This window comes from Caulobacter sp. GW821-FHT10F06 (assembly GCF_058809215.1).
On record NZ_JBXASK010000001.1, the window covers coordinates 528,317 to 542,304 of the forward strand.

At 67.3% G+C, this 13,988-nt stretch carries 9 protein-coding genes and 1 tRNA gene; 6 read left to right on the top strand and 4 right to left on the bottom strand.

Annotated elements, in window-relative coordinates; genetic code table 11:
- Nucleotides 1-69: 69 nt before the first annotated feature.
- The 3 genes from AC1RUS_RS02435 (at nucleotide 70) to galA (ending at nucleotide 6,954) form a co-directional block, all read left to right on the top strand.
- Nucleotides 70-1,425, top strand: a complete 1,356-nt coding sequence (locus tag AC1RUS_RS02435) for a glycoside hydrolase family 53 protein (protein ID WP_492912658.1) — start codon at nucleotides 70-72, stop codon at nucleotides 1,423-1,425.
- A 224-nt stretch (nucleotides 1,426-1,649) separates the two neighbouring features.
- Entirely contained in the window at nucleotides 1,650-4,304 is a 2,655-nt protein-coding gene (locus AC1RUS_RS02440) for a TonB-dependent receptor (protein WP_492912660.1), read from the top strand.
- Between the two features lie 151 nt (nucleotides 4,305-4,455).
- On the top strand, nucleotides 4,456-6,954 hold the full coding sequence (gene galA, locus AC1RUS_RS02445) for a beta-galactosidase GalA (RefSeq protein WP_492912662.1): 2,499 nt from the start codon (nucleotides 4,456-4,458) through the stop codon (nucleotides 6,952-6,954).
- 343 nt (nucleotides 6,955-7,297) lie between these two features.
- Here the strand turns inward: galA and AC1RUS_RS02450 are convergent.
- Nucleotides 7,298-7,373, bottom strand: a tRNA-Lys gene (locus tag AC1RUS_RS02450).
- 81 nt (nucleotides 7,374-7,454) lie between these two features.
- Between AC1RUS_RS02450 and AC1RUS_RS02455 the strand changes: the two genes are divergently transcribed.
- The 3 genes from AC1RUS_RS02455 to AC1RUS_RS02465 all read left to right on the top strand — a co-directional run bounded on the left by AC1RUS_RS02455 (nucleotide 7,455) and on the right by AC1RUS_RS02465 (nucleotide 11,416).
- Nucleotides 7,455-7,793: an Hpt domain-containing protein gene (locus AC1RUS_RS02455; RefSeq protein WP_492912664.1), complete on the top strand. Its 339-nt coding sequence runs from the start codon at nucleotides 7,455-7,457 to the stop codon at nucleotides 7,791-7,793.
- A gap of 142 nt (nucleotides 7,794-7,935) precedes the next feature.
- Nucleotides 7,936-10,029 (top strand): TonB-dependent siderophore receptor, encoded by a 2,094-nt coding sequence (locus tag AC1RUS_RS02460; RefSeq protein ID WP_492912666.1) that lies wholly within the window; start codon nucleotides 7,936-7,938, stop codon nucleotides 10,027-10,029.
- A 13-nt stretch (nucleotides 10,030-10,042) separates the two neighbouring features.
- Nucleotides 10,043-11,416 (top strand): PepSY-associated TM helix domain-containing protein, encoded by a 1,374-nt coding sequence (locus AC1RUS_RS02465; protein WP_492912668.1) that lies wholly within the window; start codon nucleotides 10,043-10,045, stop codon nucleotides 11,414-11,416.
- Here AC1RUS_RS02465 and AC1RUS_RS02470 read toward each other — a convergent pair.
- The 3 genes from AC1RUS_RS02470 to AC1RUS_RS02480 all read right to left on the bottom strand — a co-directional run bounded on the left by AC1RUS_RS02470 (nucleotide 11,413) and on the right by AC1RUS_RS02480 (nucleotide 13,953).
- Complete coding sequence (locus AC1RUS_RS02470) at nucleotides 11,413-11,952, bottom strand: DUF4199 domain-containing protein (protein ID WP_492912670.1); 540 nt, start codon at nucleotides 11,950-11,952, stop codon at nucleotides 11,413-11,415. The genes AC1RUS_RS02465 and AC1RUS_RS02470 overlap by 4 nt on opposite strands.
- Before the next feature lie 117 nt (nucleotides 11,953-12,069).
- Nucleotides 12,070-12,483 (bottom strand): response regulator transcription factor, encoded by a 414-nt coding sequence (locus AC1RUS_RS02475; RefSeq protein ID WP_492912672.1) that lies wholly within the window; start codon nucleotides 12,481-12,483, stop codon nucleotides 12,070-12,072.
- Nucleotides 12,484-12,537: 54 nt separating this feature from the next.
- Nucleotides 12,538-13,953 (bottom strand): serine hydrolase domain-containing protein, encoded by a 1,416-nt coding sequence (locus AC1RUS_RS02480; protein WP_492912674.1) that lies wholly within the window; start codon nucleotides 13,951-13,953, stop codon nucleotides 12,538-12,540.
- Between the last annotated feature and the right edge of the window lie 35 nt (nucleotides 13,954-13,988).

Below are 13,988 nucleotides of genomic sequence, written 5' to 3' on the forward strand. Positions count from 1 at the left end.
TGGTTGATTGATACTACAAATGTGCCCATAAGAGCCGCGCGCCGATCCTGGCGGCTATGGAGCACGAGCATGATCCGTCCCCTGGGCGTGGGCCTTCTGGCCTCGGCGATGCTGCTCAACACGCCCGCCCGGGCGGCCCAGCCGCCGTCCTATGTCGGCGTCGATATCTCCTACGCCAACGAGATGGACGACTGCGGCGCGGTCTATCGCGCGGGCGGCAAGACGGTCGAGCAGTACGCCTTCTTCAAGTCGGCGGGCGCGAACCTGGCGCGGATCCGCATCTGGAACGACCCGGACTGGACGTCCTATTCCAATCTCAAGGACGTCAAGAAGAGCATCGCCCGGGCCCGTGCGGCCGGCCTGCAGGTGCTGCTGGACTTCCACTATTCCGACGACTGGGCCGATGGCGACAAGCAGCTGGCCCCCAAGGCGTGGGCCAAGCTGTCGACAGAAGACCAGGCCAAGGCGCTCTACGCCTTCACCCACGACACCCTGGCCGAGCTCGAGCGCGAAGGCCTGACGCCAGACCTGGTGCAGGTCGGCAACGAGACCAACGGCGAGATCGTCTCCAGCCTGGAAAAGGCCAAGGACTCGATCCACTGGGATCGCAACGCCCTGCTGTTCAACGCCGGGATCAAGGCCGTCCGCGACTTCAGCGCGACGTCGAAAATCAAGCCCCGGATCATGCTGCATATCGCCCAGCCGGAGAACGTCGAGCCCTGGTTCGCGGCGGCGGAAAAGGCCGGCGTCACCGACTTCGACCTCATCGGCATCAGCTATTACAGCAAGTGGTCCAAGCGCTCGATGAGCCAGCTGGGCGAGACGATCAACCGCCTGCGCCACAGCTACAAGGCCGACGTCTTGGTGGTCGAGACGGCCTATCCGTTCACCAACGCCGGCGCCGACAGCTCGCCCAACCTGCTGGGCGAGGACTCGCTGATCGCCGGCTATCCGGCCACACCGGCGGGCCAGAAGAAGTACCTCACCGACCTGACCCAGCTGGTCTTCGCCAGCGGCGGCGTGGGCGTCGTCTATTGGGAGCCGTCCTGGGTCTCGACGAAGTGCAAGACCCGCTGGGGCGTGGGGTCCAACTGGGAGAACGCCGCCCTGTTCGACTTCAAGGGCCAGGCCCTGGAAGGCGTCGACTGGCTGAAGACGCCCTACGTCCATCCGGTCGATGTCGAGTTCCGGGTCCCGGCCGGCGCCGAGGCCGCACGGTTCATCGACGGCGACTTCCTGGGCGGGATCGGCGCGCGGGCCATGAGCCGCGAGGGCGCCTTCTGGATCTATCGCACGCGCCTGATGCCGGGCGCCAAGGTCACGGTCGGCACGGCGGTCACTGCCGAGGGCGTCGCCGACGCGACGGCCCTGCAGACCACGGTCGGGAAGGGAGCCACGGTGGTCCCGCTGGCGTCCGCGTCCTGACGCTTGTCAGATGTGATTGGTATGATAAATAGCACTTCCGGTCCGGCCAAGCCTGAACCGGGAGCGCCCGTCAGAGGCGCGACATCACATTCGGCGCGCCCTTCTTCGCCAGCGGGGACCGCGCCTCACTGATCCAGCGGGTGTCCGCGCTGGCCCTCTCACCATCGAAGCCACAAAGCAGCTGCGTCCAACGAGGCGCGGCGCAATCGCAATCGGGGGAATCCATGACTCGTCACGCCATCCTGCTCGCCGCCGCCAGCGGTCTCACCCTGGCCGCCGCGACCGGCGTCCACGCCCAGACCGCACCGCCCGCTCCGGAAACCGCTCAAGTCGAAGAAGTCGTCGTCACCGGCGTGCGCAAGAGCATGCGCGACGCCCTGGCCGTGAAGCAGGGCTCCGACAAGGTCGTCGAAGCCATCTCGGCCAAGGACATCGGCGTCCTGCCGGACGTCACCATCGCCGAATCCATCGCTCGCCTGCCGGGCGTCAACGCCACCCGCGACCGCGGCAACGACAGCCAGGCCGTCGTCCGCGGCCTGGGCGCGCGCCTGGTGCTGGGCACCATCAACAATCGCGAAGTCGCCTCCAGCGAGCCCGACCGCAACGTCCGCTGGGAGATCTATCCCTCGGAAGTCGTGTCCGGCGTCGAGGTCTACAAGTCGCAGTCGGCCGACTTGATCGCCGGCGGCGTGGCCGCCACCATCAACATCAACACGATCGCGCCGCTGGACTATCGTGGTCCCGAATTCGTGCTGCGCGCCGGCCCGGTGTTCTACGACGGCGGCAAGGACATCCCGAACTACAGCACCACCGGCTATCGCGCCTCGGGCTCGTGGGTTCACAAGCTCAACGACGATCTGGCCGTCGTCGTCGGTGTGACCGGCCAGCGCCAAAAGAACGGCTACGGCTCGTTCACGGGGTGGGGCTACAACGACTCCAACGCCCGTCCCCCGGCCGGCGCCAGCGACTACAGCAGCGACCTGAACCGCGACGGCAAGGTCGACTACACGCCGTGGGGCGCGCAGATGTCGGCCAGCCGCATCGACCAGAAGCGCACCGGCGTCTCGGGCGGCCTGCAGTACAAGCCCACCGACCATTTCGAACTGAAGGCCGACGCCCTTTATTCGAAGATCAAGATCACCGAGGTCCAGGACCAGACCGTCTGGGGCGCCAACAACTGGGGCAACTGGAACAAGGGCGACGGCACCAACACCGGCTGGAACGACGGCGACTATCACGCCGCCGGCGCGTCTTTCACGCTGATCAACAACGCCGTTGTGGCCGCCACCTTGCCCTACAGCTCGGTGCAGACGGTCCTGGCCAAGTACACCGAGGACAAGGACCTGTTCGCCGGCGGCCTGAACGGCAAGTGGACCGGCGACCAGTGGACCGTCACCGGCGACGTCTCCTATTCGAAGGCCAAGCGGACAAACACCTGGAAGGCCGTGCGCTTCGAGGCCTATCCGACCTGGACCAGCTTCGACTGGCGGGCCGGCAAGACGCCGACCATCACCACCAGCCAGGACAGTCTCGGCCTGTCGCAGACGGCCGATCTGGCCGGCTCGTACGACGGCCCCGAGCACCTGAACGACGAGCTGAAGGCCGCGGCCCTCGACTTCACCCGTGACTTCGGCGAGGGCGTCTTCAAGAGCCTGCAGTTCGGCGCGCGCCTTTCGGACCGCACCAAGGACCACAACAGCTACAGCTTCGCTCCGACCGCCACGGGCGCGACGGTTCCGGCCAGCCTGCTGACGGCCTACACGCTCAGCGACGGCGCCAATGTCCCGGCCATCCTGACCGGCGACATCGATAAGATCGCGGCCATCGCCTACGGCGCCAACGCCTTCGACGTCTCCAAGGCGACCGAGGAACTGGCCGAGCGCTGGTCGGTCAACGAGAAGGTCTATGAAGGCTATGGCAAGCTGAACTTCGCCGCCGACGGCTTCGCCGGCTCGTGGGTCAGCGGCAACATCGGCGCCCGTCTGGTCCACACCGAGACCAGCAGCGACGGCCAGCAGCAGAACACCGCCAGCGCCTTCACCCCGGTGACGGTCGACAACGAGTATACGGACTTCCTGCCCTCGGCGAACGCCAAGTTCGACTTCGGCGACGGCAAGGTCGTGCGCCTGGGCCTGGCCAAGGTCATCGCCCGTCCGCCGCTGGACGAGCTGCGCGCCAGCCGCACCCTGGCCAACTGGTCGCCCTGGACCGGCAGCGCCGGCAATCCCAAGCTGAAGCCTTTCGAGGCCACCCAGTTCGACGCCTCGGCCGAATACTACTTCCGTCCCGAAGCCCTTGTGGCCCTGTCGTACTACTACAAGGCCGTGGATTCCTACATCGGCTGGAAGCAGAGCCCGGCCACCTTCGGCGGCCAGACCTACACGGTCGCCAGCCCGGCCAACGGCGGCAGCGGTCACATCCAGGGCGCGGAGCTGACCTTCCAGACGCCGTTCTTCTTCCTGCCCGGTCCGCTCAGCAAGTTCGGTATCTATTCGAACTACGCCTATGTGCAGTCGAACCTGAAGGAGTTCTCGCCGGCCAATAACCCGCTCAGCATGACGGGCCTGGCCAAGAACACCGCCACGGTCGACCTGTGGTACGCCGCCGGTCCGCTGGAAGCCCGCCTGGGCTGGAAGTATCACAGCCCGATGACCGTGATTTACGGCTGGAGCGGCGCGGACCTGCAGACCCTGGAGAGCGAGAAGACCCTCGACTTCAGCTCGTCCTACCAGGTCAGCGACCACGTCGGCGTACGCTTCCAGGTCAACAACCTGACCAACGAGGCGCTGCGGATGTATCGCGACAACGATCCCAACCGGATCGGCCGCTACGACGTCTATGGCCGTCGCTTCCTGGCCGACGTGACCATCAAGTTCTAGGTCCGTCGTCTCCTCTTTCGCGCGCCGCCGCCCCGCCGAGCCGGGCGGCGGTCGTCGCGGACCCTTTGGGATTCATCACTCCTCCCCGATGATCCTGCGACTGGGGAGGAAGCTCCGCGCTTCCTCCCCATTTTTTTAGCGTGAGGTTCCCATGGTCGAACTCAGCCGCCGCCAAGCCCTGGCCGCCACCGCCGGGGCCGCCGCCCTGGCCGCCGCGTCTTCCGCCACGGCCGCCGCGCCGACAGCGCCTGCGTCGCCGGCCATCGATCTTGGCCCGCGCGAGCGCACGTCCCTGGACTTCGACTGGAAGTTCAAGTTGGGCCACGCCCAGGACCCGGCCCGCGACTTCGGCTTCGGGGCCAACCAGCGGACCTACGCCAAGTCCGGCGCCAGCGCACCGAACTGGTGGGTGGCCGCCGCGCCGCAGAAGGACTTCGACGATAGCGCCTGGGCGTCGGTGACCCTGCCGCACGACTGGGGCGTCGAGCTGCCGTTCGTGAACAACCCCGACTACGTCCCCACCGGCAAGCCGGACGAGGAAGACCTGCGCGCCGCCCATGGCTACAAGCCGCTGGGCCGCGAGTTCCCCGAGACCAGCGTCGGCTGGTACCGCAAGACCTTCGCCCTGCCGGCCGGCGACGCGGGCAAGCGGCTGTCGATCGAGTTCGACGGCGTGTTCCGCGACGCCCTGGTGATCTTCAACGGCTACATCCTGGAGCGCGCCGACAGCGGCTACACGCCGTTCCGCGTCGACATCACCGACCTGGCGGTGCTGGGCGGCGACAACATCCTGACCGTCCGCGTCGACGCCAGCCTGGGCGAGGGCTGGTTCTACGAAGGGGCGGGGATCTATCGCCATGTGTGGCTGGTCAAGACCGCCCCCGTCCACGTGCCGCGCTGGGGCGTCACCGTCCGCGCCAGCGTAGACGGCAAGCTGGAGATCGACACCGACCTGATCAACGAGGGCGACGCCGCGGCGGCCTTCGAGGTCTCGCACGCGGTGCTGGACGCCTCGGGCAAGCCGGTCCTGGCCGTGGCCCCCGCCGCCGGCCGTCTGCCGGCCTGGGAGCGCCAGGGCCTGTCGCAGACCGTTCAGCTGGCCAGCCCCGTCCTGTGGTCGCTGGAGACCCCGCATCTCTACACGCTGGTCACCGAGACCAGGGTCGGCGGCGCGGTGGTCGACCGCTTCGTCAGCCGCTTTGGCGTCCGATCGGTCCGCTTCGATCCGGATCTGGGCTTCTTCCTCAACGACAAGCCGGTGAAGCTGAAGGGGACCTGCAACCACCAGGACCATGCCGGCGTCGGCGCGGCGATCCCGGACGCGCTGCAGGTCTGGCGGCTGGAACAGCTGAAGAGCATGGGCTGCAACGCCTATCGCGCCTCGCACAATCCGCCGACGCCGGAACTGCTGGACGCCTGCGATCGCCTGGGCGTGCTGGTGATCGACGAGACCCGCCGGATGTCCAGCGACGCGACCTCGCTGGAAGAGCTGGAGATCCTGGTGCGGCGCGACCGCAACCATCCCAGCATCATCCTGTGGTCGATCGGCAACGAGGAGCCGCAGCAGGGCACGGCGCGGGGGCTGAAGGTCGCCAGGACCCTGAAGCGCCTGGTCAACCGCCTCGACCCCACCCGTCAGGTGGTGGCGGCGATGGACTCGGGCTTTGGCGAAGGCATCACCGAGGCGCTGGACGTCATCGGCTTCAACTATCGCCACGAGAAGATGGACGACTTCCACGCCCGCTTCCCGAAGCTGCCGATCATCGGCACCGAGAGCGCCAGCACCGTGGCCACGCGTGGCGAATATGCTCGCGACGACGCCAAGTCTTACGTCCCGGCCTACGACACCGAACACCCGTGGTGGGCGACGACCGCCGAGAAGTGGTGGAGCCACGCGGCCGACCGGCCCTGGATGGGCGGCGGCTTCATCTGGACGGGCTTCGACTATCGCGGCGAGCCGACGCCCTTCAACCGCTGGCCCAGCATCAGCTCGCACTTCGGCGCGCTGGATACCTGCGGCTTCCCGAAGGACAACTACTTCTACTACCGCGCCTGGTGGCGGCCCGAGCCGCTGCTGCACCTGCTGCCGCACTGGAACTGGGAAGGCCAGGGCCAGCCGATCGCGGTGTGGGCGCACAGCAATTGCGACAAGGTCGAGCTGTTCCTGAACGGCAAGAGTCAGGGCGTCCGCGAGGTGGTCCGAAATCATCACGTCGAGTGGTCCGTGCCCTATGCGCCGGGCGTGCTCGAGGCCCACGGCTACAAGAACGGCAAGGTCATTCTCCGTGAGCGCCGAGAGACCGCCGGTCCGGCCGCCGCCCTGCGCCTGACCGTCGATCGCTCGCGGCTGAAGGCCGACGGCCAGGACGTCGCGATCTTCAAGGTCGAGGTGCTGGACGCCAAGGGCCGTCCCGCGCCGCGCGCCGACGATCTGGTGTCGTTCGAGGTGACGGGACCGGGGCAGGTGGTCGGCGTGGGCAACGGAAACCCGACCAGCCACGAGCCGGACCAGGCCAGTCAGCGCCAGGCGTTCAACGGTCTGTGCCAGGCGATCGTGCGCACACGACGTGGTCAGGCTGGCGATTTGAAAGTCACCGCGACCGCCAAGGGGCTCAAGGCTTCGGCGGTGGTGCTGAAAAGCGAGGCCTGACGCGATCTTTTCGCAACTGCGTCATCATGGCCCCTTGAACGAAACGCCAGGCAGCTTAAGTACCCACCTGTGAGACGCGCCGAGCGCGCCTCTGCCCTTCCTGGGCGTTTCCTCCCTAATGACTGGCCCGGCCTGCAAAGGTCGGGCCTTCTTTTTTGGGCTCGACCCCAGGCGCGAGCGCCGCGCGGGAGATGGTCCGCCAGATTTCCCAACGACTGGTCATTGCCCGGCGCTTGTCGTAGCCAGGGGCCGACGCTTGCGCGTCGGACAGCCGTCGTCGCCGACGGACCTGGCGTGGGTCCCCGGAGGGGTGGTTTTCAAGGTGTTGAATTCGTGGAGAAAGTGGTGGGCGCAGTAGGATTCGAACCTACGACCCGCTGATTAAGAGTCAGCTGCTCTACCAACTGAGCTATGCGCCCGCGCGGCCCGAAGCGGTGGTTTGCCTCGGCGGCGAGGCGCGGAACATACGCAAAGATTTTTGGAACGCAAGAGACTATTTCATGGCCAGACGAGACATCAGCGGCGCGGTCGATTTTGGCTATCTGGAAGGGTTCGCTGCAGGCGATTCCGGGGTGGTCGACGAGGTGCTGGCCTTGTTCCGCGAACAGGCCTCGATGTGGACCCCGATGCTGGACCCGACCCATGCCGGCTGGCGTGACGCGGTGCACACCGTGAAGGGCGCCGCGCGCGGGGTGGGGGCCTTCGCCCTGGGCGACGTCTGCGAACGCGCCGAGGCGGGGCAGGAGAGCCTGGAGGCCGTCAAGACGGCCCTGGACCTGGCCCTGCTGGATATCGCCGCCTATGCCCACGAGCAGATGCTGAAGTCTCTGAAGGGCTGAGGCCATCCGCGCCACCTGATGTAAGCCACGTGAAATCTCTCGTAATAATGCGAGTCAATCGCATTATTCCTTGACCCCGACCTGCGATCTTTCCTATGAGCGCGACTTGATAATCGCTCTCAAGTGCAAGGTTGGGTTTCTCATGTCCGTTCGCGCCGCTCTCTTCGCGACGACCGTCCTGGCGTTCACGCCGTTCCTGGGCGCAGCCCACGCCGCCGACGAGGTCGCGGTCGACAACACCAGCGAGTCGAACGCGGTCAGCCAGGTTCTGGTGGAAAGCGAGCGGGCCAAGCGCTCGGCCGGCGCGACGGGTCTGGACCTCAGCCTGCGCGAGACGCCGCAGTCGGTGACCGTGGTCTCGCGGGCCCAGATCCAGGACTTCGCCCTCAACAACGTCAACGACCTGCTGTCGATGGTCACGGGCGTCAATGTCGAGAAGGTCGAGACCGACCGGACCTATTACAACGCGCGCGGCTTCGACATCACCAACTTCCAGGTCGACGGCGTCGGCCTGCCGCTGATCTGGGGCATCCAGTTCGGTTCGCTGGACACGGCGCTGTTCGATCGCGTCGACGTCATCCGCGGGGCCAACGCCATCATGACCGGCACCGGCAACCCGTCGGCGACCGTCAACTACATCCGCAAGCGTCCCACCAAGGACTTCCAGGCCACCGCCTCGGCCTCGTACGGCTCGTGGAGCGACAAGCGGCTGGAGGCCGACGTCTCGGGCGCGCTGAACGCCTCGGGCACGGTCACCGGCCGCCTCGTCTACGCCAACGAGGACAGCGACTCCTATCTCGACCACTACAAGGTCAACCGGAACGTCTATTACGGCGTGCTGTCGTGGGACCTGACGCCGAAGTTCAACGCCACGGTCGGCTATTCGCGCCAGGACAACCTGGCGACCGGCGTCCTCTGGGGCGCGCTGCCGCTGGTCTATTCTGACGGCACGAAGATCCCCTATTCGCGCTCGGCCTCGACCTCGGCCGACTGGACCTATTGGGACACCAAGGACCAGAGCGCCTTCCTGGAAGCCAGCTACGCCTTCGACAACGGCTGGAAGGCCAAGGCGACCTACACCCACAAGAGCTTCGACGAGCAGGCCAAGCTGCTCTACGCCTTCGGCAACCCCGACAAGACCACCGGTCTGGGCGTCGCCGGCATGACGGGGATCTATCCGTCGGAATATCGCCAGAACCTGTTCGACGCGACGATCTCGGGCCCGGTCGAGGTCCTGGGCCGCAAGCATGAGCTGGTCTTCGGCGCCAGCTCGGCCAAGGGCACGGGCAAGGAGTGGGAGAACTTCTCGGAGACCTATCCCACCTATCCCGCGATCGGGACCTGGGGCATCCAGCAGGTGGCCGAGCCGACCTATCCGGGCGCCTATCTGGCCGCCGACGGCTCCGATCGCCTGAACCGCGCCTACGGCGCCGCGCACCTGAACCTGACCGACCGTCTCAAGGCCGTCGTCGGGGTCAGCGCCATCGACCTGAAGTCGACGGGCTATTCCTATGGCGCCGACCAGTCGCGGTCGGAATCCAAGGTCAGCCCCTATGCCGGCGCGACCTTCGACCTGACGCCGAACGTGTCGCTGTACGGCAGCTACACCGACATCTTCAATCCGCAGTCGGAGGTGGACGAAAACCATGTCCGTCTCGATCCGGCCAAGGGCACGAGCTACGAGGGCGGGATCAAGAGCGAGTGGTTCGGCAAGCGCCTGTACGCCACCGCCGCGGTCTTCAAGTCCGAGCAGAAGAACCTGGCCGAGTACGCGGGCACCTTCGCCGACGGCAAGAGCTACTACGCCGGCATCGACACCCAGGTGAAGGGCTACGAGCTGGAAGTCAGCGGCGCGATCACCGACAAGTGGACGGTGTCGGGCGGCTGGACCTCGCTGTCGGTCGAGGATCCCGACGGCAATGACGTGCGCACCTACCTGCCGCGCAAGACCCTGAAGCTGTCGACCACCTACAGTGTGCCGGCCCTGCGCGACCTGAAGCTGGGCGCTGCCGTGCGCTGGCAGGACGACATCTCGGTGCAGGACATCGTCCTGGTCGAGCAGGACGCCTATGCCGTGGTCGACGTGATGGCCAGCGTGAAGCTGGCCGACAAGGTTCGCGCCACGCTCAACGTCAAGAACCTGTTCGACGAGACCTATTACACCAGCCTGATGTGGAACCAGTCGTACTACGCCGCGCCGCGCAGCGCGTCGGTGCGCCTGGACTACAGCTTCTAAGTCGGAGATCGCCGTGTTCCCGCAGCTGAGACGCACTCAGGCGCAGGCCGCGCGGGACGCGGCGACCGATCTCGACAGCGCCGCCGTCGCGTCTGGCCCCTTGGGCGAGACGGCGCGCAGGGGCCGGGCGGCCTTCAGCCCCCGTCCGGCCCTGACCTTCATCCACCGCTGGGTGGGCCTGTTCATCGCGGGCTTCCTGTTCATCTCCGGCGTGACCGGCGCGGTGATCTCGTGGGATCACGAGCTTGACGACGTGCTGAACCCGCACCTGATGTACGCCCAGTCCAAGGGCGAGGGGGCGGCCTTGTCGGCGCTCGACCTAGCCAAGACGATCGAGGCGCGCGACCCGCGCGTGCAGGTGACCTGGCTGCCTCTGGAACCTGAAGCGGGCGGCACCCTGGCCTTCGGCGTCGAGCCCCGGGTCAATCCCGCCACCGGCAAGCTGTTCGAGCCGCACTACAATCAGGTCTTCATTGATCCGGCGACGGGCGCGGAGCAAGGCCGGCGCGAGTGGGGCGCGGTCTGGCCGATCACGCGCGAGACCTTCGTCTCGTTCCTCTATGTGCTGCACTACACCCTGCACATCCCGGCCCTGTGGGGTGTCGACCGCTGGGGGATCTGGCTGCTGGGCGTCGTGGCGGTGCTGTGGACGATCGACTGCTTCGTCGGCTTCTACCTGACCCTGCCGCCCAGGCCGACCTCGACCAAGGCCCAGAAGGGCTTCTGGAGCCGCTGGAAACCCGCCTGGCTGATCAAGACCAAGGCCAGCGCCTACCGGATCAATTTCGACATCCACCGCGCCTTTGGCCTTTGGCTGTGGGGCGTGCTGTTCACGGTGGCCTTCACCGCCTTCTCGCTGAACCTCTACAGCGAGGTGTTCTATCCGGTGATGTCGAAGATCTCGAAGGTGACGCCCAGCCCCTTCGACCTGCGCAAGCCGGCCGACATCAATTCGCCGATCATGGCCAAGAAGACCTATGCCGAGATCCTCCGGACGGCCCAGGCCGAGGGCGCCAAGCGCGGCTGGAAGGAGCCGGTGGGCGCGCTGTTCTATTCGAAGGAATACGGCATCTATGGCGCGGGCTTCTTTGCGCCCGGCGGCGACCATGGCGCGGCCGGCGTCGGCCCGCCCTATCTCTATTACGAGGGCGGCGACGGCCGCCTGATCGGCGATCGTCAGCCCTGGGTGGGCACGGCCGCCGACATCTTCGTCCAGGCGCAGTTCCCGCTGCACTCGGGCCGCATCCTGGGCCTGCCGGGCCGCATCCTGATCTCGTTCGTCGGCCTGGTGGTCGCCGCGCTCAGTGTCACGGGCGTGGTCATATGGCTCAAGAAGCGCAAGGCGCGGGTGAAGCGGCGCGGGCGCGCCGCTCCGGTCGCCGCCTAGGCCAAGTGCGCCTTCGCCGGCAGGAAGCGCGGATTGCGCAGCAGGACGGCGCTGACCAGGGCCACCAGCAGGCCGACCGGGAAGATCTCGGCGAAGGTTATCGGCATCCGGTAGAGCGGGTTCTGGTAAGCCACGCGCATGGCCTCCATCTCGGCGACGACCTTGGCATAGGCTTCGCCCGTGACGCCTGCGGCGCGCTTGGCCGCCAGGGCGCTGGCGACGTACTGGTCCATGAACCGGTAGTGGGTGAGGGCCAGATAGACCTCCCAGACCAGCACATAGACCAGGCTCGCCACCAGGGCGATGCCGAGGCCGAGCAGGGCGGCGGTGGTGAACTTGATCACTCCGCCCAGCACCTGGTCGCGATGCTGGCGCACGCCGACCAGGATCGAGGACAGCGCCACCAGCATGATCAGATAGCCCAGCCAGACGCTGGAATGGGGCGCGTCGCCGCCGGACGAGACGGTGGTGGCGATGATGCCCAGGATGATGACGAGCCCCGAGATCAGGCCGTAGGTCAGGATGGTGCGGGTCATGGTGTCGGCTCCCTCATGCGACGCCTGGAAAGGAAGCCTAACCGTGGCGTGGCGGCGGCGCGAAAGGTATCGCCCGAAAGGGTGAGATCGTCCGGTTCGGCTGTTCGGGTGAGGCGGTCATGGGATCAGCCGCAGCTCCCGCGCCTTGTGGATCGCCTGGGTGCGGCGGCTGACGTCCAGCTTGCCGAACAGGTTGGCGATGTGGGTCTTGACCGTGTTGGGCGACAGGCCCAGCACCTTGGCGATCTCCTTGTTCGACTGGCCGGCGGCCAGGCGCTCCAGCACCCGCACCTCCTGGCCGGTCAACCCCAGGGCCTTCAGCGCCAGGTCGTTGCGCTGGAAGCCGCCCGTGACGGGCCGCGCCGCCAGCTTCCAGCCCACCCACACCCCGCCGGCGGCGAAGGCCGTGCCGATCAGGCCGATATAAACCTGGCCGGGAATGGCGCGGACCAGGAAGCGGTACTCTAGCCATTGCAGCGCGAAGGCCGCCACGGCCAGAACCAGCGCCCACAGGATGACGGTTCGGATCATGGCGCCGATGGTGCGCGAACCGCGCCGTGGGTCAACAGCCTGGCTTGGCGATCGTCACTGGGCCTTGGCGCGTTCGAAGGGGGCCTTGAAGTCGCCCAGCACGATGGTCCCGCGATCGGGCCCGTCGAAGGTCAGGGTCAGGTCCTGCGACACCACGAAGAAACTGCTGGTCGATTGCGGGATCAGCGGATCGAGCACGCCCTTCCAGATCTCGGCGACCAGCCCGTCGCCTTGCCGGCGGATGGTGAAGTCGCCGACGTCCTTGATCGTGAAGGTCCCGGCGAAGGGCGCCTGGGCGTCGGCCGCCAGGCTGACGGCGATCCGTTCGATCGGGTGGAAATCCGGCCAGCCCCGGGCCGCCGCCACCGCGCGCACGATCTCCTGGCCCAGCTGATAGCCCTGGTCGCCATTGGTCAGGATCACCACGCCGTCGCCCGACGGATAGCCGATCATCGTGGCCTTGAAGCCGGCGTTGGAGCCGTCGTGGCCGAAGTATTTCTCGGGTCCGACGCCGGCGATGTTCAGGCCCAGGCCATAGCCGCCCTTGATGGGCGTCAGCATCGTCCTGGCCGTCTGGGGCGACAGCACGCCGCCGGCTTCCCCACGAGCGGCCTTCTGCACCTGGATCACGAAGCGGGCGAGGTCCGGGGCGGTGGTCCACAGGCCGGCCGCCGCAAGCTCGGGATACACGTGCGGCCCGCCTGCGATGGGGGCGCCTTTCGCGTCGTGCGGCATGGCCGCCTTGGCCAGGCGTTCGGGCGACAGCGGTTGGTCGTAGCCGCTGGAGGTCATGCCGGCCGGCTTCAGCACCGCTCGCGCCGCCACCGCCTCGAACGGCTGGCCCGTCGCATCGACGACCATCTGCTGCATGATCGAATAGCCGCCGCCGGAATAGCGGTACTCGGCGCCGACCGTCTGGTCGACGACGACGGGCTTGGAGTTGGCGGGAGCCTCGCCGTTGAGCACCTGGACCAGGGTGGGGACGGGGACGCCCGCCGGATAGCCGGCGAAGCCGTGCACGGTGGTCCCGGCGGTGTGGGAGAGCAGGGCGCGCAAGGTGACCGGCGTCGCGGCGGTGAAGGCGTTCGACGGCAGCTTCCAGCTTTTCAGCGTGGCGTTGACGTCGGCGTCCAGCGACAGGCGGCCTTCCTGGACCAGGCTCAGGGCGACCATCGAGGCCACCGGCTTGCTGACCGAGGCGGCCTGGAACAGCGTGTCGGCCTGAACCGGCGGGCCGCCCTCGCGGATCACGCCGAAGCCCTGGGCCCAGGCGATGCGGCCGTCCTGGATCACCGCAATGGCGACGCCGGGCACGTGCAGCGCCTTCATCTCGTCGGCCAGGGTGCGCTTCAGGGGCGGCTGGCCCTTGATCGACACGGCCGGCAGCAGGCCGTTGGTGATCGCCTCGACCGGGGCCTGGGACGGCGCGACCGCGAGGGCCAAGGCGGCGGCGAGGGCGACGGGGACCATGCGAACTGAACTCCAGCGACCGGCGCGCCTGATGA

Bases quoted from the DNA above. Each gene is read 5' to 3' on its own strand.
- AC1RUS_RS02460 (WP_492912666.1), top strand. From the start codon at position 7,936: ATGTCCGTTCGCGCCGCTCTCTTCGCGACGACCGTCCTGGCGTTCACG.
- AC1RUS_RS02435 (WP_492912658.1), top strand. From the start codon at position 70: ATGATCCGTCCCCTGGGCGTGGGCCTTCTGGCCTCGGCGATGCTGCTC.
- AC1RUS_RS02440 (WP_492912660.1), top strand. From the start codon at position 1,650: ATGACTCGTCACGCCATCCTGCTCGCCGCCGCCAGCGGTCTCACCCTG.
- AC1RUS_RS02480 (WP_492912674.1), bottom strand. From the start codon at position 13,953: ATGGTCCCCGTCGCCCTCGCCGCCGCCTTGGCCCTCGCGGTCGCGCCG.
- AC1RUS_RS02455 (WP_492912664.1), top strand. From the start codon at position 7,455: ATGGCCAGACGAGACATCAGCGGCGCGGTCGATTTTGGCTATCTGGAA.
- AC1RUS_RS02470 (WP_492912670.1), bottom strand. From the start codon at position 11,952: ATGACCCGCACCATCCTGACCTACGGCCTGATCTCGGGGCTCGTCATC.
- AC1RUS_RS02475 (WP_492912672.1), bottom strand. From the start codon at position 12,483: ATGATCCGAACCGTCATCCTGTGGGCGCTGGTTCTGGCCGTGGCGGCC.
- galA (WP_492912662.1), top strand. From the start codon at position 4,456: ATGGTCGAACTCAGCCGCCGCCAAGCCCTGGCCGCCACCGCCGGGGCC.